The sequence below is a fragment of the Candidatus Nitrotoga sp. BS genome (assembly GCF_927797785.1).
Lineage (GTDB): Bacteria > Pseudomonadota > Gammaproteobacteria > Burkholderiales > Gallionellaceae > Nitrotoga.
The window spans coordinates 1-21,465 of record NZ_CAKMLL010000048.1 but is presented as its reverse complement, the minus strand read 5'-3'; the positions used below and the strand labels follow the sequence as shown (position 1 = coordinate 21,465).

At 47.1% G+C, this 21,465-nt stretch carries 23 protein-coding genes and 1 tRNA gene; 4 read left to right on the top strand and 20 right to left on the bottom strand.

All coding sequences use genetic code 11. The features are described from left to right. Positions 1-403: 403 nt before the first annotated feature. The 4 genes from MJ769_RS05170 to MJ769_RS05155 all read left to right on the top strand — a co-directional run bounded on the left by MJ769_RS05170 (position 404) and on the right by MJ769_RS05155 (position 2,349). Complete coding sequence (locus MJ769_RS05170; RefSeq protein ID WP_239234900.1) at positions 404-661, top strand: type II toxin-antitoxin system Phd/YefM family antitoxin; 258 nt, start codon at positions 404-406, stop codon at positions 659-661. Beyond that, positions 649-960: a type II toxin-antitoxin system RelE/ParE family toxin gene (locus tag MJ769_RS05165; protein WP_239234899.1), complete on the top strand. Its 312-nt coding sequence runs from the start codon at positions 649-651 to the stop codon at positions 958-960. The genes MJ769_RS05170 and MJ769_RS05165 overlap by 13 nt, the downstream gene beginning before the upstream one ends. A 271-nt stretch (positions 961-1,231) precedes the next feature. Then, complete coding sequence (locus tag MJ769_RS05160; protein ID WP_239234897.1) at positions 1,232-1,690, top strand: hypothetical protein; 459 nt, start codon at positions 1,232-1,234, stop codon at positions 1,688-1,690. Positions 1,691-1,719: 29 nt separating this feature from the next. Beyond that, on the top strand, positions 1,720-2,349 hold the full coding sequence (locus MJ769_RS05155) for a hypothetical protein (RefSeq protein ID WP_239234895.1): 630 nt from the start codon (positions 1,720-1,722) through the stop codon (positions 2,347-2,349). A 292-nt stretch (positions 2,350-2,641) separates the two neighbouring features. Here the strand turns inward: MJ769_RS05155 and MJ769_RS05150 are convergent, their stop codons facing one another. The 20 genes from MJ769_RS05150 to tpiA form a co-directional block, all read right to left on the bottom strand. Then, complete coding sequence (locus tag MJ769_RS05150) at positions 2,642-3,064, bottom strand: type II toxin-antitoxin system VapC family toxin (RefSeq protein ID WP_239234893.1); 423 nt, start codon at positions 3,062-3,064, stop codon at positions 2,642-2,644. Next, on the bottom strand, positions 3,064-3,312 hold the full coding sequence (locus MJ769_RS05145) for an AbrB/MazE/SpoVT family DNA-binding domain-containing protein (protein WP_239234891.1): 249 nt from the start codon (positions 3,310-3,312) through the stop codon (positions 3,064-3,066). The genes MJ769_RS05150 and MJ769_RS05145 overlap by 1 nt, the downstream gene beginning before the upstream one ends. Positions 3,313-3,599: 287 nt before the next feature. Further along, complete coding sequence (locus MJ769_RS05140; RefSeq protein ID WP_239234889.1) at positions 3,600-4,091, bottom strand: retropepsin-like aspartic protease family protein; 492 nt, start codon at positions 4,089-4,091, stop codon at positions 3,600-3,602. Between the two features lie 406 nt (positions 4,092-4,497). Further along, positions 4,498-5,949: an NADH-quinone oxidoreductase subunit NuoN gene (gene nuoN, locus MJ769_RS05135; RefSeq protein WP_239234888.1), complete on the bottom strand. Its 1,452-nt coding sequence runs from the start codon at positions 5,947-5,949 to the stop codon at positions 4,498-4,500. A gap of 22 nt (positions 5,950-5,971) precedes the next feature. Beyond that, positions 5,972-7,456, bottom strand: a complete 1,485-nt coding sequence (locus tag MJ769_RS05130; protein ID WP_239234886.1) for an NADH-quinone oxidoreductase subunit M — start codon at positions 7,454-7,456, stop codon at positions 5,972-5,974. 30 nt (positions 7,457-7,486) lie between these two features. Continuing rightward, entirely contained in the window at positions 7,487-9,532 is a 2,046-nt protein-coding gene (gene nuoL, locus MJ769_RS05125; protein ID WP_239234884.1) for an NADH-quinone oxidoreductase subunit L, read from the bottom strand. 7 nt (positions 9,533-9,539) lie between these two features. Continuing rightward, positions 9,540-9,851 (bottom strand): NADH-quinone oxidoreductase subunit NuoK, encoded by a 312-nt coding sequence (gene nuoK / locus MJ769_RS05120; RefSeq protein WP_239234882.1) that lies wholly within the window; start codon positions 9,849-9,851, stop codon positions 9,540-9,542. 149 nt (positions 9,852-10,000) lie between these two features. Beyond that, complete coding sequence (locus tag MJ769_RS05115; RefSeq protein WP_239234904.1) at positions 10,001-10,615, bottom strand: NADH-quinone oxidoreductase subunit J; 615 nt, start codon at positions 10,613-10,615, stop codon at positions 10,001-10,003. Between the two features lie 173 nt (positions 10,616-10,788). After that, entirely contained in the window at positions 10,789-11,277 is a 489-nt protein-coding gene (gene nuoI / locus MJ769_RS05110) for an NADH-quinone oxidoreductase subunit NuoI (protein WP_239234880.1), read from the bottom strand. A 19-nt stretch (positions 11,278-11,296) separates the two neighbouring features. Further along, entirely contained in the window at positions 11,297-12,325 is a 1,029-nt protein-coding gene (gene nuoH, locus MJ769_RS05105) for an NADH-quinone oxidoreductase subunit NuoH (protein ID WP_445083069.1), read from the bottom strand. Positions 12,326-12,333: 8 nt separating this feature from the next. Beyond that, the gene (nuoG, locus tag MJ769_RS05100; protein WP_239234878.1) at positions 12,334-14,691 is read right to left on the bottom strand and encodes an NADH-quinone oxidoreductase subunit NuoG; all 2,358 of its coding nucleotides are present in this window, start codon (positions 14,689-14,691) and stop codon (positions 12,334-12,336) included. Positions 14,692-14,705: 14 nt separating this feature from the next. Then, on the bottom strand, positions 14,706-15,977 hold the full coding sequence (gene nuoF / locus MJ769_RS05095; protein ID WP_239234876.1) for an NADH-quinone oxidoreductase subunit NuoF: 1,272 nt from the start codon (positions 15,975-15,977) through the stop codon (positions 14,706-14,708). Continuing rightward, positions 15,974-16,453: an NADH-quinone oxidoreductase subunit NuoE gene (nuoE, locus tag MJ769_RS05090; protein ID WP_239234874.1), complete on the bottom strand. Its 480-nt coding sequence runs from the start codon at positions 16,451-16,453 to the stop codon at positions 15,974-15,976. Before nuoE ends, nuoF begins: the two co-directional genes overlap by 4 nt. A gap of 100 nt (positions 16,454-16,553) precedes the next feature. Beyond that, positions 16,554-17,807 (bottom strand): NADH-quinone oxidoreductase subunit D, encoded by a 1,254-nt coding sequence (locus MJ769_RS05085; protein ID WP_239234872.1) that lies wholly within the window; start codon positions 17,805-17,807, stop codon positions 16,554-16,556. Positions 17,808-17,913: 106 nt separating this feature from the next. Continuing rightward, positions 17,914-18,555 carry an NADH-quinone oxidoreductase subunit C gene (locus tag MJ769_RS05080; RefSeq protein ID WP_239234870.1) on the bottom strand — a complete coding sequence of 214 codons (642 nt, stop codon included), beginning with the start codon at positions 18,553-18,555 and terminating at the stop codon, positions 17,914-17,916. A gap of 160 nt (positions 18,556-18,715) precedes the next feature. Beyond that, positions 18,716-19,192, bottom strand: a complete 477-nt coding sequence (locus MJ769_RS05075) for a NuoB/complex I 20 kDa subunit family protein (protein WP_239234868.1) — start codon at positions 19,190-19,192, stop codon at positions 18,716-18,718. Beyond that, a complete protein-coding gene (locus MJ769_RS05070) occupies positions 19,183-19,539 on the bottom strand; it encodes an NADH-quinone oxidoreductase subunit A (RefSeq protein WP_239234866.1) in 357 nt (118 codons plus the stop codon). Before MJ769_RS05070 ends, MJ769_RS05075 begins: the two co-directional genes overlap by 10 nt. Before the next feature lie 99 nt (positions 19,540-19,638). After that, positions 19,639-19,724 (bottom strand) — tRNA-Leu (locus tag MJ769_RS05065). 9 nt (positions 19,725-19,733) lie between these two features. After that, on the bottom strand, positions 19,734-20,084 hold the full coding sequence (secG, locus tag MJ769_RS05060) for a preprotein translocase subunit SecG (RefSeq protein WP_239234865.1): 351 nt from the start codon (positions 20,082-20,084) through the stop codon (positions 19,734-19,736). A 22-nt stretch (positions 20,085-20,106) separates the two neighbouring features. Further along, the gene (gene tpiA / locus MJ769_RS05055; protein ID WP_239234864.1) at positions 20,107-20,862 is read right to left on the bottom strand and encodes a triose-phosphate isomerase; all 756 of its coding nucleotides are present in this window, start codon (positions 20,860-20,862) and stop codon (positions 20,107-20,109) included. Between the last annotated feature and the right edge of the window lie 603 nt (positions 20,863-21,465).

The window sequence follows — 21,465 nt, the reverse complement described above, 5'->3', positions numbered from 1 at the left end:
CATTGAATAGCAAAGATAGTATTTTCACAAGAAATAATCATATGGTTAACAGTAGTGCGACCATGACAACGGCATTGGCTGTAAGTTTTTGATTGGTGTAACAGGGCCAGGTATCAATACTGTTTAAGCTGCTCTGCTCGCTGCACAAGGAACACATTCATCAGGCCGCCTCCTGCGCACATTGGAAGCCGACAGCCGCTATTTGCTGCGGTTGCGCTTGACTGGGTTTGCCGTGCTGGGCGCATGAGTGGCCTATTCGCAAGCAGCAGGTGGAACTTGTTAGGCTGAGCGCGGCAGAAGATACCAAGCATTTGATATTTAGATTAAAAACAGATTATGTCAATATCATTCTTAGCTGTAAAAAATAGTTGCAAGCATTGAAGTGACAGTATAGTATCACTTTATGAAAATTGAATTAGTTACCACATTAAAACGCCACGCTACCAAAATACTGGCTGAACTACATGATTCTAAAGAGCCTGTACTTATCACTGAACATGGGCAAGCGTCTGCATATCTCATCGATGTACAAGATTATGAAATGATGCAAAATCGATTGAAAATCTTAGAGGGGCTATCAAGAGGTGAAACAGCTATTTTAGAAAACCGTATTTATACTCAGACAGAAGCAAAAAATAAAATGAGTAAATGGCTCAAGTAATATGGACAGAACCTGCGCTATCAGACCTTGATGCAATAGCAGAATATATCGCTCTTGATAAGCCAAGTGCTGCAATCAATCTAGTGAAAAAAGTTTTTTCTAGTACAGAACGGCTTGAGCAGTTTCCAGCGTCTGGACGTAAACCGCCAGAGTTAGAAAAATCAAGATATTTAGAAATTGTTATAAACCCATGCCGTATTTTTTACCGAATTGAAGATGATAAGGTATACATTCTTTATGTCATGCGAAGCGAAAGAGAATTGCATAAATATTTACTTAATGAAAGAAAAATAAGCTAACAAAAAAATCCAGCGGACGCTTTAAACTGCGAATTAATATTACTCTGACCCCAATTATTTCCAGGCGCGCAGCACTTCTATTCCGCATTTAAGTTTTTGCTCCATCTCGCAGCCTATTTGTGCAGTGTGTTCTAACTTTACGTTGACGTTGTAGAAATACTCAAAATTGTGAAAATCGGCTTATGAAAAATCAACAAGTTACGATACCTGCTTTCTTTGAAAACAGGGTTTTTCTACAGCCTCGTTAGGCATCACTCACCAACATCTCGTCATGTCATCTAAATCCAATATCGATCACTTCAACCGCGTTGTGCTAGTAACGTTAGATAAGCTATACGATGCGTTCCCTGTACCGACTGAGCTGAAAGTCGCCGAAATTTCTGAAGCGGCAACGCCAGATTCTGTACCAGCCGAGCCGACTTTCAACGACTTGGAGTCGACCTTCGAAGCAATAAAGTTTCTCGCTAAGGAGGATTTCATCCACTTCTCAGATCATTTCTTGGACGGTACAACATTCCTCCAGGTACAACTAACTCTGAAGGGCTTGACAGTTCTTGGTTATGCGCCTGACTCGCTGGAGAAGAAGGTCACGCTCATTTCTCAGGTTAAATCGGCACTAAAATTTGGCGCAAAGGGGTCAGCCAACGAGGCAACTAAACAAGTAATCAGTAGCTTGTTCGCAGCAGCTATTACGGCCGCACCAACTGCAGTTGCGGCGCTCACGCGGTGACGCCTAATTTAACGCGAGGGCGCAATCAGATGCAAATTGTTGAGTTAATTGCCAGAACTGCGGGTACAGGTGAAGTTGTCACGATTACCTACAATGGCGGAAGCCGACCTGGGCAGCCGCGACAAATCGTGCCGATCTCCTTGTCCAATGAAGAATTAGTAAGTGTTGAGCCAGGCTCTCATACTCAAAAGCATTACAAACTGAAACTAATCGCACTGGTTGAGTTGTCGAGCGGTGAACGCGCATTAAATGCAGAAGCCACCGCTCCAGTTATTTCAGATATTCCGCCCCGTGATACTCTGCCGGAATATATCGAGCTTTTCAGCTCTGAACTCCAATCCGCAGGTTGGTACATCTTCAAATCCGAGACCTCGTTTGGTATCGGTACCTTTTTCAAGAACGGCAAACCACGCAAGACACCGAGCGTATCGATCCAGTATTTTGATCGGAGCATCGAGACAGTTTTTGATCTGAACTCCGGCGAACTCGTCCAGATCAAGAAGGAACTTACTGGCCGCGAACGTCCTTGGCGCGTTGATAGTTGGCGCTTCAAAGAAGGCAAAGCACTTGCACAACTGCATCATGCTTTCGAGCTCTTCATACAAGAGGCGCGAGCAAGTGATCCAGCGACAGCAAAGGTGCTCTTTTCGTCGAGCTAGCCATGTAGATACCGTCTTTAAAGCCATGTAAGGTGGGCACGTTTTGTGCCCACGCGGATTCGTCATTTTGGAGTAAACAGACATGTCACGTTATCGCCGCGCAATGGCTGCAGGCTCAAGCTATTTCTTTACGGTGGTCACTTACCGGCGGCAGTCGATTCTATGTGACGAAGCGATTCGTAACGCATTGCGCGCCACAATCGAGAAAAAGGGGACGCTACCCTTTATTCTCCAGCGAACACGATTGCCAGTTCCATTGCTTTTGCCTGATGCCGTCACAAGCCGCAGTGTTTCAAAACTCGACCAACTCCAACCCATTGTGTTTTGCGTTCGCTGCCAGAGTACCGTCCAGCGTCGCCATGTGGCTTGCGCCCAACTCCAGGGCAACGGCAAGATGCAATGAATCACCGGATCGCAGGCCGCTACCGTGCCGCCTGACCATTACCGCAGCTTGTGTGAACGCATCGCGGCTGACTGGCACAATGCGCAAGCCGCCATCCACCAGCAACTCGAACTCCTTACGCACCCGCTTTGCGGTTGCCTCGTTGATCTGGCCAGTGCGCAGCTTGATAGATATTGCGCTGGAAAATTCTGTCAACAGCCAATCCGAGCTGGCAGGCGTATCGCGCAGCCCGGCATACCAAGCGGTCACACCCTGTGTTTTCGGCTCGACGGTCAGCAGCGGGACGATCACGCTGGTATCCACATAAATCATCAGTAGCGTTCTTCTTGACGCATGGTTTCCACTACCGGCACAGTCATCTGCATGGAAGCGTGCAGCCTGGTAATGCGCGCCAGGAAAGCGGCCTTGTCAAATGCTCTATCAGGCGCCAGGGTGATTGCCCCCGCCGGGGTGATGCTGGCCTCGACACTATCCCCCTCTTTCAGGCCAGCAGCGCGAGTGCATTCCACCGGCAATCGCACGGCCAAGCTGTTGCCCCACTTCGATACTTGCAGTTTCATCTCACACCTCCGTTATGTATATCCGTGTAGATACAGTATAACTCAATGAGGATCATGTCAAGCGGCGTATGCCATTTTTACTTTGTGCAGCGCTATCACAAAGAAAAAGGGGACGCTCCCCTTTTATTGGCGATCTTGGATTGCAGCCTCAGACCAGCGAATCTTCATCAAGTAATCGGGGTCAGAGTAAAATAAAATGAATGTAACTGTTGGTAACTGGAGGTAGTGCGTAACTGCACATTAAATTTACTCTGACCCCCGTTGCTTTCTCATCACCTTGCTAGCTTTTATTCCTCTCTAATTCTTAATGTCATGGTGTCATTTGACTGTATAACATCTACTCTACGCAAAAAATTCTGGCCAAGCAATGCCATTTTTCCATGAATACCGACACTTACACTCAACCCATTTACGGCTAGACCACCTGCCTCAACGATTTGGTCAGAAGTAATTTCCCCTTGAACAATGCCGCCTGCCGTTGAAAAACTTGCCGGGATCCCGCTCGGCAAATTAGCAGAGTTTGCAAATACTTTGCTGACAGAAACAATACTGGCACCAGTATCAACCATAAAATCAACGGGATGGCCATTAATTGATCCTCTGACATAATAATGTCCATCCGTAGATCTTGGTATGACAATCTGATTAGAAGGTAAATTTTTAATAGCTACGACAACTTTAGGTTCCTGGTGAACATCAAAATAAATATATACCGCGCTAAATATAACGACCCACACTATAAATGCAGTAATATGTCCTACGGGAATACGGTTGCTCATGAGTAATTAACTCTCATTCATAAACGTAACTCAATGAATTTATATTTATAATTCAGCGAGAAAGGGTAAAAATTCCAGCGGAAGGGATATAAAGAACGGGGGACAGTTCTAAAGTTACAAAATTTTTTCGGTATTCCTCAAACATCCGTACTGTGCGCGACTTACCGTCGTGTAATGTACCCTGAAATGGCCCCCCGATCTCTACCATCGTATAAGTACCAGATAGGCAAGCTTAGCTATCACCTGACCTCTAATTGGGTGGCCGTATCCGGAGGAGAGAAGCACGGGGTGCATAAGTGCATCTGACAAATTGTGAGATAACGAATAAATGTGTCGTAATCACTCAGTCGAAAACAAAAACTCCCGCAGAATGCGGGAGTTTTTGTTTTCGACATTGCAGATCCGTTTAATGCAACATCAATGACTTCTGCACCGCCACTGCGCATACTGTTATCAATGTGCCGGGCATAATACCCAAGGCCAATACTGCCAGCCCGTTAATTGAAATCAGCAGGCCGCTGTCAGGCTGGATAGCAATTGGGACATGGGATTCTGGGGCATCGAAGTACATCAGCTTAACGATACGTAGATAATAAAACGCGCCTATCAACGAAAACATTACAGCCATCACAGCAAGAGGGATGTGGCCGGCGCCCACTACCGCTTGTAATACAGAAAGTTTGGCGTAGAAGCCTGCTGTTGGTGGCACCCCCGCCATAGAAAACATCAATATAAGCATCATGAAAGCAAGCCAAGGGCTGCGCTGATTGAGTCCCTTAAAGTCGTCAAGCTTGTCAGCTTCGAAACCTTCACGCGATAGCAGCATGATCATGCCGAAACCACCTAGACTCATTAACACATAGATGACTACGTAGAACATGGCGGAACTATAGCCATCAATGCCGCCGCTCAATACGCCTAGCAATAAAAAGCCCATATGCGCGATAGTTGAGTAAGCCAGCATGCGCTTAAGATTAGTCTGTGCAATAGCGGTAATATTGCCAACAGCCATAGATAGTACAGCGAGGATCGCCAGCATTCCGGACCAGTGCATCACCAGCGGCTGTAAACCGTCTACTAAAATTCGCATAATGAAAGCGAAGGCGGCCAACTTGGGAGCGGAGCCAATCAGCATGGTTATAGCAGTTGGTGCGCCATGGTAAACGTCTGGCACCCACATGTGAAATGGAACGGCACCAATCTTAAAAGCTAGACCCGCCACCACGAATACCAAGCCGAATACCAGTAGTGCCTTGTTATCTACGCCGTGCATGATGGCGTCGGAGATTGCTGCAACTTCAAGTGTGCCTGTAGCGCCATATAACATGGACATTCCATACAATAGCAAGCCGGAAGCAAGTGCGCCTAGAATGAAATATTTCATCGCCGCTTCAGTGGCAGTGGCGGAATCACGTTGCAGCGCAACCATTGCATACAGGCTGAGTGACAGCAATTCCAGCCCAATATACAGCGTAAGAAAGTGGGTAGCGGAAATCATCACCATCATGCCGAGCAGGGCAAACAATGTCAGCACCATGAATTCGCCTGTGAAGAGTCCGCGCAACATTAAATAACTGCGCGAATACACTAACACCATGGATATGGCTAGATAACTGAATAGTTTGAGTACATCGGACATTAAGTCGTCCACAAACATGTTGTTGAACAGGTGAACCACGATTGGTTCATGGGTCATTACGGTAATCAGTGCGCAACTTAGAAGAGTAAGTTGCACCAATACGTAAGTCAGCGTTTTGCCTGGATTGGTGACAAACAGATCCACGATCAGGATTGAACTCGCCATCACCAGCAGAAAGATTTCTGCGTAGGCGGAGGATAAGGTGGACAAGTAACTCATAAATTCCTCAGTTGATGATAGCTTATAACTTGGAGCGGGCAATATGTACCAGCAGGTCATTCACGGATGTGTGCATAATTTCGGTAAATGGTAGTGGATATAGGCCCATGATCAGCACAGTCAGCGCCAAAATAATAAATATCAATTTTTCACGCATAGTAATGTCGGTTAATTGCGCTACGTTCTGATTAGCAACCGCGCCGAAAATTACTCGCTTTACCATCCACAGCGTGTAGGCTGCGCCGAAAATCAGTATGCTAGCGGCAGCGAAGGCATACCAGAAGTTAACTTTGACAGCACCCATTATCACCATGAATTCACCGACAAAACCGCTGGTGCCGGGCAGTCCAACATTTGCCATGGCAAACAGTACAAAGAATGCTGCGAATACTGGCATTTTGTTGGCCACACCGCCGTAGTCAGCGATATTGCGTGTATGCATACGGTCATACAGCACACCGATACACAGAAAGAGTGCACCGGAAATAAAGCCATGCGAAATCATCTGTAGTAACGCACCTTCCATGCCGTAGGCATTAAAAATAAAGAAACCCAACGTAACGAAACCCATATGCGAAATAGAGGAGTACGCCACCAGTTTTTTCATGTCTGTTTGGGCCAATGCAACCAGTCCAATATAGACCACTGCAATTAACGACAGCGCGATCATCATGCCAGCAAGGTAGTGACTGGCATCTGGCACAATAGGCATGGAGAAGCGAATAAAGCCATACGCTCCAACTTTCAGCATAATCGCTGCTAGTATCACGGAGCCACCGGTAGGCGCTTCTACGTGGGCATCGGGCAACCAAGTGTGTACCGGGAACATTGGCACTTTTACAGCAAATGCCATAAAGAATGCAATGAATACAAGTATCTGTGCAGTCATTGGGATAGACATCTGGTGGTAATCAAGGATTGCGAAGCTGCCACCGGACTGGATGTACAGATATAGAAGCGCAATCAGCATTAGCACCGAACCTAAAAAGGTGTACAGAAAAAACTTGATCGCAGCATAAACGCGATTAGAGCCGCCCCATACGCCGATAATGATGAACATCGGGATCAGCATGGCTTCCCAGAATACATAAAACAGCACTGCGTCGAGCGATGCAAATACGCCATTGATTAAGCCGGACATAATGAGAAACGCAGCCAGATATTGAGCAACACGCTTCTCGACTACCTTCCAGCCAGCGATCACAACTAACGGAGTAAAGAAGCTGTTAAGTATTACGAATAGTACCGAAATACCGTCTACGCCGAGGTGATAGTGGATGTTGAAGTGGGTAATCCAGTCGCGCAACTCAACGAACTGCATGGCACTGGTCATCTTGTCAAAGCCAAGATACAGCGGGATAGTAACCAGGAAGCCAAGAATCGAACCAACAAGCGCGATGACCCGCGCTAACGATGCATTGCGATCATTGCCAGTGGCTAAAACCAGCATCCCAAAAATAATGGGCAACCAGATAGCAACGCTTAATAGGGGAAATCCAAAAATCATGCTTATTCCTTCAGTTTCACTCTGTGCGTATTATTCGAACCACGTGCGTAACGTAAGCAGCAGAAATACGCCGATAATCATGGAAAACGCATAGTGGTAAATGTAACCGGTCTGAATGCGGCGCAACACGTTGGAGAACATGCCGACCAAACGCGATGTGCCATTTACCATTAGGCCATCAATCAGTTTTATATCGCCAAATTTCCATAAGCAGCGGCTCGCCTTACGAGCACCAGAGGCAAAGAACCAATCATTGAAACGGTCAAAGTAGTATTTGTTATCCAACACGCTATATATGAAGTTAAATTTCTGTTTGATTGCCTCAGGATAGCGAGGAACTTTCAGATAAAAAACCCACGCCAGCGCTACCCCGGCTACTGCCAGCCAGAATGGTAAAGAAGAAAGCCCATGTATTGTCATTGCCCAAGCGCTATGGAACTCGTGTTTCAGTTCTTCCATAGAAGGGTGTAACTCATGATTGATATAAATCGCACCCTTGAAATAGTCGCCAAACAACATGGGTTCGACAGCAAGGTAACCAATGACCATAGAAGGGATTGCCAGCAACACTAAAGGCATCCAGACTACCCATGAGGTTTCGTGTGGTTTTTGATCTGGAGCTAAACCATGGTGATCATCGTGCGCGTCATGAGTGTCAGCATGGTCGTCTTGATGAGTCTTTTTAGAGCCATGAGCAGCAGAATGAGCTTTACCGAAATGTTCCTCCCCATGGAACACCAAGAAATACAAGCGGAAAGAATAGAAGGCTGTAACGAAAACACCTGCCATCACTGCAAAGTAGGCAAAACCAGATCCAGGAAGATGTGACAACGCAACTGCTTCAATGATGCTGTCCTTGGAATAGAAGCCAGATAGAAACGGCGTGCCAATTAACGCTAGCGAGCCGATCAGAAAGGTGAACCAAGTGATAGGCATATACTTACGCAAGCCTCCCATTTGGCGGATATCCTGAATATGATGCATAGCGATAATCACTGAACCAGCGGCGAGGAAAAGCAACGCCTTAAAAAAAGCGTGGGTCATTAGATGAAAAATAGCCACTGAATAAGCAGATGCGCCAAGCGCTACTGTCATATAGCCTAGTTGAGACAGCGTGGAATAGGCCACCACACGCTTTATATCGTTTTGAATAATGCCGAGGAAGCCCATGAATAACGCGGTAATAGCGCCTATCACCATAACAAAGGATAAAGCTGTATCGGACATTTCAAATAGTGGTGACATGCGCGCCACCATAAAGATTCCAGCGGTCACCATAGTCGCAGCGTGGATCAGTGCAGAAATCGGAGTTGGACCCTCCATCGAGTCCGGCAGCCAGACATGCAGCGGAAACTGCGCCGATTTACCCATCGCGCCTATGAACAGCAGAATGCAGATAGCGCTAATCACATTCCACGATACACCAGGGATCGGTGCTATGTCGTTGGCGTAAAGGTGCGAGCTGGCAAACACTGCAGCATAATCCAGTGTGCCAAACACCATCAGCACTAAGCCAATTCCGAGTAAAAAACCAAAATCTCCTACACGGTTGACTAAAAAAGCTTTCATGTTGGCGTAAATTGCCGTGGGGCGTGTGTACCAAAAGCCAATCAATAAGTAGGATACTAAACCTACCGCTTCCCAGCCAAAAAACAACTGGAGGAAGTTGTTGGCCATTACCAGCATTAGCATAGAGAAGGTAAACAACGAAATATAACTGAAGAAGCGCTGATAGCCCGCATCTTCTGACATATAACCTATAGTATAAATATGCACCATCAGGGACACGAAAGTCACCACCAGCATCATCATCACGGTCAGGCGGTCAATCAGGAAACCAACTTCGAATCGAGTATCACCCGAGATCATCCATTGATAAACGGTGCCGTTGAATGTATGCCCGGCCATAACATCCTGAAAAATCACCAGTGAGGCTACGAAAGACGTAGCCACCAACAGGATGGTTGTTCGATGCGTCCATGTCCGTCCCAGTAGCTTGCCAAACAATCCGGCAATTATTGCGCCAACCAAGGGAGCCAACGGAACCAGTAAATACAGATTTCCCATAGTACTCATTGCGTTGTTAACCTTTCAAACTGCCGAGATCATCTACGTTGATGGTACGCAGATTACGGAATAACACTATTAGAATTGCTAAGCCGATAGCTGATTCAGCGGCAGCCACAGTGAGGATAAAGAACACGAATATTTGTCCGGAAATGTCATTCAGGTAATGTGAAAAGGCGATAAAATTTGTATTTACTGCGAGCAGCATCAATTCTATGGACATCAACAGTACGATGATATTTTTGCGGTTCAGAAATATGCCCACCACACCAATGGCAAACAAGATCGCTCCGAACACTAAATAATGTGACAAATTCAAGTTCAACATATACTTTCCTTATTGAATCTTCATGTAAGCATGGCATATGCCGCTACACTGTTATAAGTCATCCTAAGCGGTTAGCAATTCAGCACAACAATTTGTAAATAAACTAGATCATGTTTTTGCAGCAATGATGTAGAAGTATATTTAACCCACTATTGCGCGCTGTCCACTTTACTATCTCCTGCTATCGATACAATGCGAAGGCGGTCTGCCTTTTTAACCAGCACCTGCTTATTTGGTTCCTGTGATTTAGCATCTTTACGACGGCGTAACGTGAGCGCGATGGCAGCTACAATCGCTACTAACAGTAATACCGCCGCCAGTTCAAATGGATAAACATAATCAGTGTAAATCAAGCGTCCCAGTTCTTTAGTGTTGCTGTAATTGGCAGCGTGTTTGATTACTTGCGCGCCTGTTTCAGCAGTCTGGCGGTTGCCCAGTACCCATACCATCTGGAACACCATGATGACAGCCAGTGCTGCGCCGAACGGAAACCAGCGCCAGAAACCTATGCGTAACTGCTCCAGATTGATGTCCAGCATCATGACTACAAACAAAAAGAGCACCATCACCGCGCCGACATACACCAGAACAAGAGTAATAGCCAGAAACTCCGCCTCGAGTAATATCCAGATGCCAGCCGCGCTACAAAAAGCCAACACCAAGAACAGTGCAGCGTGTACCGGGTTGCGCGCAGTAATGACGCGCAACGAAGCAAACACGGTAATTGCGGCAAACATATAAAAAACAAATGTATCAAAACTCATCAACATATTTTCAAACCTTTAACTGTGTTCGGAACCATGAAGGTCACCTATATATCATTGAAATAAGCATTCTCACCTATGACAAACCAAATAGACGCAAGCTTCAGCAGTATCTTTTTGATAACAATCTGGATACACATCTCCAAAGGAATAACAGTGATTGATAGATGCTCTTAACGGTATTTTGCGTCCGACGCCCTATCTTTGGCAATTTGCGCTTCATGTTTCTCACCTACCGCCAGCAACATCGGTTTGGTGTAGTAAAGGTCGCTGCGCTTTTCACCGTGGTACTCCAGAACGCGGGTTTCTACAATGGCATCCACGGGACAAGATTCTTCGCATAGCCCGCAAAAAATACACTTGACTAAATCGATGTCATAGCGTGTGGTTCGGCGCGTTCCATCGGCGCGTTCTTCGGTTTCAATGTGGATTGCAAGCGCGGGACATACTGCTTCGCATAATTTACAACCAATACAGCGTTCTTCACCATTAGGATAGCGACGTTGCGCATGCAGGCCACGAAAACGGAAACCTTGTGGTGTTTTTTCTTCGGGAAACTGAACTGTGATTTTGCGTGCGAAAAAATGTCGCCCGGTCAAAGCCATGCCTTTCACTAGCTCCAGAAGTAAGAAAGTTTTAAAAAAATTTGTGATCTTTTCCATTTTTATATCCTTGACTGCTTTACCACAGCCAATAGGGAGTTTGCATCCAGGCACCAATCACCACTACCCAGACCAGCGTGAGAGGAATAAAAACCTTCCAACCTAGCCGCATCAACTGGTCGTAGCGATAGCGTGGGAAGGTAGCGCGGAACCATAAGAACAGGAACAGCATAAATGATGTTTTGGCGAGCAGCCAGAAAATTCCTGGCAGTAAATTAAAGGGGGCAATGTCAAATGGAGGCAACCAACCGCCAAGGAACATAATCACGGAGAGTATGGCAATCATAATCATGTTGGCGTATTCAGCTAGGAAAAATAGCGCAAACGTCATACCAGAATATTCTACGTGGAAGCCGGCCACAATTTCAGACTCACCTTCGGCCATGTCAAAGGGTGCACGATTAGTTTCTGCTACACCTGATATAAAGTACACCACGAACATCGGGAACAAGGGGATGAAATACCAGCCGAACAGCCCAGTACTGCTTTTTTGACCAAGCACTATGTCGCCTAAATTCATGCTCTGCGAGACCATTAGCACGCATACCAAGGCAAAACCCATGGGGATTTCGTAGGACACAATTTGCGCTGCCGAACGCAAGGCACCTATGAAGGCATATTTAGAGTTGGACGCCCAGCCAGCGATGATTATGCCGTACACGCCAAGTGATGTCATGGCCAAGATATAGAGCAGGCCAGCATTGATGTCGGTCAACACCATGCCCTCGGAGAACGGGATCACTGCCCAAGCCGCCAAAGCTGGTATCAGCGCAAGAACGGGCGCGATTACGAACAGAAATTTGTTCGAACCAGACGGGATAATAATTTCCTTGAGTAGGAGCTTGAGACCATCGGCAAGTGGTTGTAGTAGTCCAAAATAACCGACCCGATTAGGACCAATCCGTACCTGCATATAGCCGATTACCTTACGTTCCGCCAAGGTCAGATATGCTACTGTCAGCATGATGGGTACAACGATGGTCAGAATTTTGACCAACGTCCAGATTGGCAGCCAAGCCACTCCAAGCATATTTTGCAAGTATTGCAGCAGTTCTGTCATGCGCGCTCCACCATAATAGCTCCAAACATTGCGCCCAGTTCGGCCGTTACCGCATGGCCAGCAGCAACGCGCACAACACCATGCGGTAAACTGTCATCTGCAATTATAGGTAGCCGCGCACTGCCATGCCCTTGCGTTATCTTGACTGTTTCACCAGATTGCAGGTTGAGCTTCTCCAGTTCCACGCTATGCATCAGCGCACGCGGCGTGGCGGCATCGCGGGTTTTTTGTAGCGAAGCGGCGCGACGCACAATGGCGTCAGTGGCATAGATCGGCACATCGCTAACGCGCTGTAAGCCAGCGACATCAAAAGTTTCAGCTTGCGCCGACACACCATGCAAGTGGTTGCCAAGTTTGGCAGACAGATCTGTACCAACCAGCACTTCATCGCGAACTGCTTCGCTGTTGTTGTAATCAAAACCAGGTATGTCAAGCATGTTCCCCAAGACGCGTAGCACCTTCCATGCTGGACGCGCCTCGCCTAATGGTTGGACTGTTCCCTTGAAGCTTTGCACACGGCCTTCGGAACTGATAAAAGTCCCGGCAGTTTCAGTAAATGGAGTAATCGGTAATAACACATCTGCGTATCCGGTAGCATGGTGCTTATATGCGCTCAATGCCACAACCATATCTGCGGTGCTCATTGCAGATAATGCTTGCTGCGGGTTCTGCATATCCAGTTCGGCTTCGACATTCAGCAAGATATAAGCCTTGCGCTGCGAGGTAAGCATTGCGGAGGCATTCATACCGTGTTTTTCAGCGTCGGAGAATGGCACTGCTTGCGCCAAATACCCACCTACACTGTTAGCTGCTTCGCCGAAGAAGCCAAATGTTGCTTCGCAGAGCGCGGCGATGTGCTGCGCCAGCAATTGTAGTTGTGACGCTTGTGGATGTTGCTGCGCGAAGTTGCCGAGCAGAACAGCAACACGCTTACCGCTGGCAAGACTATCAGCCATTGCCTGTGCGGTAGCTGATGGTGTTACAGACTGAACGATTTCTTGCACACTAATGTCTAATGTAGCTTGCTTGGCTGTCGCCAAAGCCTTCAACACTTGCGCCAAGACCGTAGTCATTCCGGTCGGTGGAACGATCTCCTTGTGGACGATTGGCATCAGCAGATCGTCATCGGTAGCATGTATCAGATTAACTTGTGCACCATTCTTTGTTGCCTGACGGACGCGTGAAGCTAGTAGCGGATGGTCTTTGCGCAAAAAACTGCCTACTAACAGAAAGCGGTCAACATGATTGATATCTGCCACTGCCATACCTAACCATGGCGCACCGGTCTGCTTGCTGTCGGTGCTGAAATCAGACTGCCGCAGACGGAAATCCACGTTATGACTTCCCAAGCCGCGCACCAATTTTTGCAATAAATAAAGCTCTTCTAGTGTAGAGTTTGGCGTGGCTAACGCGCCTATGTATTCCGCCCCCGACTTCTGAGTAATTTGGCGCAGTCCGTTAGCCACATACTCCAGCGCGACTTGCCATTCTACTTCCAGCCATTTTCCACCCTGTTTGATCATTGGCTTAGTAAGGCGTTCAGCTGAGTTCAACCCTTCGTAGCTAAAGCGATCTTTATCAGACAGCCAGCACTCGTTTATTTCTTCATTCTCAATTGGTAATACACGCATCACTCGGTTGTTTTTAACCTGCACCGCCAGGTTGGAACCTAAACTGTCATGCGGGCTAATAGATTTACGGCGTGATAGTTCCCAAGTTCGGGCGCTATAGCGGAATGGTTTGCTGGTGAGCGCGCCGACCGGGCAAAGGTCTATCATATTACCGGACAGTTCGGAATCAACCGTATCGGACATGAAAGCCATAATTTCCGCGTGTTCACCCCGGAAAGCTTGTCCCAGTTCCGTTGCTCCACCAATTTCGACGCCGAATCGCACGCAGCGTGTACAGTTGATACAGCGACTCATCTCTTCGGCAGCTACTAAGGGGCCAATATCCTTGTGCAACACGACACGTTTTTCTTCCTTATAACGCGAGGCGCTACCACCGTAGCCGACCGCTAGATCCTGTAACTCGCATTCTCCGCCTTGATCACATATCGGGCAATCCAATGGATGGTTAATCAGCAAGAATTCCATTACGCCTTTTTGCGCTTTTACAGCTTGTTCGGAGGCAGTATAAATTTTCATGCCTTCAGCTGCTGGTGTAGCACAAGCGGGCAGCGGTTTGGGCGCCTTTTCTATCTGTACCAAACACATACGACAATTAGCCGCGATGGATAATTTTTTGTGGTAACAAAAGTGGGGAATAGCAATACCCAAGCGATGCGCAGCTTCTATCACAGAGCATCCGTTTTCCACATCGATGTGCTTGCCGTCAATTTCAATGTTGATCATTGCTCACCTCACCGTCAGTCTTTTACCAAGCAACGCTTGTGCTCGATGTGATATTCAAACTCGCTACGGAAATGCTTAAGAAAGCCCTGTACTGGCCACGCGGCGGCATCGCCAAGTGCACAAATTGTGCGGCCGGCAATGTTCTCGCATAGATCAAGCAGTAAATCCAAGTCTTCCGGGCGTCCTTTCCCATTTTCGATACGGTGTATGATCCGGTACAACCAGCCAGTGCCTTCACGGCACGGTGTGCATTGGCCACATGATTCTTCAAAATAAAAGTAGGACAGGCGCTCTAGCGCGCGCACCATGCAGGTAGTGTCGTCCATGATAATAATTGCACCTGTGCCCAGCATAGAACCTGCCTTGGCGATGGAATCATAGTCCATGTCGAGATCCATCATAATCTCGCCAGGTAAAACTGGCATGGAAGATCCACCTGGTATGCAAGCCTTTAACTTACGGTCACCGCGCATACCTCCAGCCATTTCCAGCAACGTTTTGAACGGCGTTCCAAGTGGTACCTCAAAATTTCCTGGCTGTTTAACATGACCAGAAATGGAAAATAATTTGATTCCGCCATTGTTCGGTCTGCCAAGTTCCAGAAAGTTTTGCCCGCCGTTATTAATAATGTAAGGAATGCTGGCGAAGGTCTCGGTGTTGTTAATCGTAGTTGGCTTGCCATATAAACCAAAGCTTGCCGGAAACGGTGGCTTGAAACGCGGCTGACCTTTCTTGCCTTCGAGTGATTCGAGAAGTGCAGTTTCTTCGCCACATATGTAGGCACCATAGCCCAGATGATTATGCAGCTCGAAACTGAAGTCGCTGCCCAGGATATTGTTACCCATATAGCCCATTGCACGCGCTTCTTCACCAGCCGCCTCCATGCGTTCATAGGCCTCAAAAATCTCGCCGTGTACGTAGTTGTAGCCTACTTTAACTCCCATGGCGTAGGCGGCGATAGCCATGCCTTCTATGAGAATATGTGGGTTGAAGCGCAGAATATCTCTGTCCTTGAAGGTGCCCGGCTCGCCCTCATCAGAATTGCATACCAGATATTTATCACCCTGGTAGTTGCGTGGCATAAAGCTCCATTTCAAGCCAGTAGGGAAACCGGCACCTCCGCGACCGCGCAGGCCGGAACTCTTGACTTCGGCAATGATAGACTCGGGCGTCATCTTTTCTGCCAAAATTTTGCGCAGCGCCTGGTAGCCACCCACTTTGAGGTAATTCTCCAGTGTCCATGGCTGGTCGAAATGCATAGTATTTAGAAGAATGGGTGTACTCATTCTTTATCCAATTCCGCAAGAATTTGATCGATCTTTTCTTTAGTGAGATGACCGCACGTTTTTTTGTTGTTGATCATAAATAGCGGTGCCTCATCACAGACATTCTGACATTCGCCTTCGCGCAAACCAAACTTACCGTCAGCTGTTACTTCGCCAACTCCAATACCGAGTTTGCTCTTAATATAATTCAATGTTTCCACGGCCCCCACTAATTGGCAGGACAGATTAGTGCATACCGTGAGCGTATGCCGACCCATAGGCTTGAGGTTATACATGTTATAAAAAGTCGCCACCTCATATACACTCATCTGCGGCATGCCAAGATAGGACGCAACATCGGCCATGTCCTCGGTGTCTATCCAACCTTTTTCATCTTGTACGAAACGCAATGCAGCCATAACGGCTGACTGCTTCCGATCGGGCGGATATTTCTTCAGCTCATGGTCTGTTTTTGCTCGAATTTGCTCGGATAACATCAAGAAACCTCTAAAAATGCCGTTGACACAAAAGCGGGAATCCGGTTTTCTGATGCGGCGTTTACAGGAATGACGAATTCAAAATAACTTGAGGTATCCATCAGCGGTCAACCTCACCAAAAACTATATCCTGCGTACCAATAATTGCCACTACATCAGCAATCATATGACCACGCGCCATTTCATCCAGCGCAGCGATATGAGCAAAACCTGGAGCACGGATCTTCAGGCGATAAGGCTTGTTCGCCCCATCAGAAATAACGTATATACCGAATTCACCTTTAGGATGCTCTACTGCCGCATATGCCTCGCCGGGTGGGACATGCATACCTTCAGTAAATAGCTTAAAATGATGGATCAACTCTTCCATATTTTGCTTCATCGATTCACGTTTGGGAGGTGCTACCTTGAAATTATTTACTATCACTGGACCGGGGTTCTGACGCAACCAGCTGATACATTGTTTGATAATACGGTTCGACTGGCGCATTTCCTCTACACGCACCAGATATCGGTCATAGCAATCACCTTCGACTCCCACGGGAATATCGAAATCAATACGGTTATATACTTCGTAAGGTTGTTTTTTGCGCAAGTCCCAAACAATACCGGAGCCGCGCAGCATGGGGCCGCTGAAGCCGAGCGCTAGCGCGCGTTCCGGAGTGACCACGCCGATGCCGACGGTACGTTGTTTCCATATTCGGTTGTCGGTCAGCAAAGTCTCGTATTCATCCACGCAGGTGGGAAAACGATTTGTAAAGTCTTCCATAAAGTCAAGTAAGGAACCTTCGCGGTTCTCATTCATCTTCTTTACAGCCTTGGCATTATGAATCTTGGATGCCTGATACAAAGGCATGGAGTCAGGTAAATCTCGATACACCCCGCCTGGTCGGTAATATGCTGCGTGCAACCGTGCGCCGGATACTGCCTCGTAAACATCCATCAGGTCTTCGCGCTCACGGAAAGCATATAAAAACACAGTCATTGCGCCAATATCCAGCGCATGTGCTCCAAGCCACAACAGATGGTTCATAACTCGAGTAATTTCGTCGAACATTACCCGAATATACTGAGCTCTCAATGGCACTTCGAGAGCAAGCAGCTTTTCGATGGCCATGACGTAGGCATGCTCGTTGCACATCATCGACACGTAGTCGAGGCGATCCATATAGGGCAACGATTGCAGATATGTCTTGTGCTCAGCCAGCTTCTCAGTAGCGCGATGAAGCAAGCCGATATGCGGATCAGCGCGCTCAATTACTTCACCGTCCAGCTCCAGAACCAGGCGCAATACGCCGTGTGCGGATGGGTGCTGTGGCCCAAAGTTCATGGTGTAATTTTTTATTTCAGCCATGATATAAAGCCTTCGCCTCTGTTGCCTAAAAAAGAAGAGAAATGCAAAACCCCTGGCAGATTTGCTATCTGCGCGTCCATACCTCTGTCGCTCAAGGTTCTGGCTTTCATTTCAAACCCCCGTAATGTTCTTCACGAATGATGCGAGGAACAAGTTCACGCGGTTCAATCGATACCTGTTGATAAATTACGCGCTGCTGCTCTGGGTCATAGCGCATTTCAACATGACCTGATAATGGAAAATCCTTACGGAAAGGGTTGCCAACAAAACCGTAGTCGGTGAGCAGGCGGCGTAAATCCGGATGATCTGTAAATACAATTCCATACAAATCAAAGGCCTCGCGCTCGTACCAGTTGGCACACGGCCAAATGTTTACTACGGAACTTAGCATTGGCAGGTCATCGTCTGTGGCAAACACGCGCACGCGTAAGCGTGTATTATGGGTTACCGACAACAGATGATAGACCACGGCAAATCGAGAAGTGTATGCATCAAGAGCTATATCGGATTTCAGATACGCGCCGCCTTCACAAATTTCACTTCCATAAGTAAAGTAATCCACCCCGCACAGATCCATCATTTGTTCGAAACGCAAATCGGGATCGTCGCGCATGCGCGTCAGCACTGCCAGCATGTCACTGGCACTAACGACTAAAGTCAGCTCACCCAGAGAATTTTCCAGACTCACTATTTGGTTAGCGAAAATCGTGTTCAATTTAGCAGTCAAGATGTTTAAATTAGCAGCCATGTTTTACGCCGGTGTTTTATGCATCAAATTTAACGAGGATGTTTTTGAGTTCGCGAAGATCAAAGCATGAGCTGTCTGCGCCCCCCAGATAACAAACAGGCTCTCATTTGAATGGGAACCAATAGCATCATGTCTTTTATCGTGAATATTGCACATAAGCCTAGCGTGCAATTGTGTTAGTTCGTTTGATTTTGTTTTGCAATTGAATAATGCCATACAACAATGCCTCAGCAGTCGGTGGGCAACCTGGCACATATATATCCACTGGCACAATGCGGTCGCAACCTCGGACAACCGAATAGGAATAATGGTAGTAGCCACCGCCATTAGCGCACGACCCCATCGAGATTACCCAACGTGGCTCTGCCATTTGGTCATACACTTTGCGCAGCGCTGGAGCCATCTTGTTGCATAGTGTTCCCGCCACTACCATCACGTCAGACTGGCGCGGGCTGGGACGGAATGTAATGCCAAAGCGATCAAGATCATATCGCGAGGCGCCCGCCTGCATCATTTCTACCGCGCAACATGCCAAGCCAAAAGTCATTGGCCACAGCGAACCTGTACGTGCATAATTGATTAGAACATCCAAGGATGTGGTAACGATGCCCTTTTCTAGAACTCCTTCTATTCCCATTCCAAAGCACCCCTTTTCCACTCGTAAATAAATCCGACCACGAGGATAGACAAGAAAATTAACATAGAAATGTACCCAAACAAACCGATTTCCTTCAGCACCACCGCCCAAGGAAACATGAACGCGATTTCTAGATCGAACAAGATGAACAAGATAGCAACGAGATAATAACGCACGTCGAATTTCATTCGTGCGTCTTCAAACGCCCCAAAGCCGCACTCATAAGGAGCGAGCTTTGCGCTGTCTGGTCGATTAGGCGCAGCTAGCCAGCCTAACAGCAACGGCGCCACACCCATTGCAAGCGCAACGACTATGAATAATAAGATCGGAAAATAATTTTCCAACATCTGAGCCTCCCCCATTCATTTCGCGTCATACAAATTTGACGCACGGAATGCATTTCTAGTTTAGTTAACCAGAGCCCAGAAAACTTTGGCTTGAGTATTTGGTGCCGATGAGCAGACTCGAACTGCTACAGCTTTACGCTACTAGCCCCTCAAGCTAGCGTGTCTACCAATTTCACCACATCGGCATAATTTTATTATTTTGGTATTTCTTGCGACTTCGAACCAGTTGCATCGCCAGGCGCTAAAGCGGGTTTAGCTGGCGGCTCCGCCGACTTTGACACTTCATGCTTATCCATTACACCTTGAGATTGCGATGGATGTGCGTATATATATGTTAGCGACATGCTGGTAATAAAAAATATACCCGCCGCTATCGCCGTACTACGACTCAGAAAATTGGCTGAACCGCTTGAGCCAAACACACTCCCAGCTGAACCAGTGCCAAAAGCAGCTCCCATGTCCGCCCCTTTGCCATGCTGCACCAGCACCAGGCCAACCAGTACTATTGCAGTTAAAACATGTATAGTCCAAACGAAACTTTCCACGTACTACTCCAAAATATCGAATTTATTTTTGTCCAGCGTTGCAAATAGCCAAGAAATCTTTAGCAGCCAGTGATGCACCACCGATAAGTCCACCATCAATGTCCGGCATGCAGAACAGTTCGGCTGCGTTGGAAGCATTAACACTACCGCCGTAAAGTATACATAAAGCTTGACTAAATCCCTCATCTAAACCGGCAATATGTTTGCGTATAAAAGCATGTACTTCTTGCGCCTGTTCTGGTGTGGCAGTCTTGCCTGTTCCTATAGCCCAGACGGGCTCATAAGCAATGACCGCAGTGCGGAACGACTGCACACCTCGCAGTTTGATAACTTCAGCCAGTTGTTCTGCTACAACCATTTCTGTTATACCGGCTTCACGCTGTTCCAACGTTTCGCCAACACACATGATTGGCAATAACTCTGCTTCTTGAACTGCAGCGAACTTTTCAGCTACCAGCAGATTACTTTCGCCATATAAATGGCGTCGTTCGGAATGTCCAACGATCACATAATCGCAGTCAAAGTCACGTAACATGGAAACAGCTACTTCGCCAGTGTAGGCTCCATTATTCGCTTGATGTACATTCTGCGCTCCCCATTTTATGGAGGTGTCACGCAGCAGCGATTGCGTTTGTGCCAGATAGGGAAAAGGCACGCACACTGCGCAATCTACTGTCGGCATTTGCGCTAAGCCATTCGCCACTTCTTTCAACAAAGCCTCATTATTGGTCAGCGCTCCATTCATCTTCCAATTTCCAACAATGAATTTGCGTTGCATTTTAACTGAGCCTTTCAAAACAACGGAGGCAGCTATGCTACCCGTGAAAACACAAACGGTCAATCGCACTACCGTCGGAGCCATTTGCGTGTCTCAATTTTTTTCAAGCCATCAACCAAAAATAGTCAGGTAGACCAACCGTTTTTAAGAAATACGGAATTTCGTTCGAGGTTTGTCCCGTTTGACATAGATAGCTGAGGCATTTTTCCGAAAATCTATGGCAAGCTTTTTTCCACCTCACTTGAGCAAACTATATCGAGCAATATTTTTACTCCAGACAATTTAACCTTAGGTGCAAAGAGGCAGCGCCATTGAAATCAGCTATTCAGAGCCGCTAACTTTGACGCGCCGAACGCCATGATCATCAATAATGTACAGTTCCAGTCCGACGGGCATTTTTTAGCCAAACATCGTATGAAATGATTCTCGAAGCGTAACTACTCGCCCTTGATTGTATTAGCCGAAGCAATTTTAACAGCGATCATGGGGTACACACCCTTGTATGCCATGATTTACAGGTAACTGGTGATGCGATAAAAACGTGAGCTTCTAGTGTAGTGAACCGTAATTAATGGAACTAATAACAATGGTGCCTGTCTCATT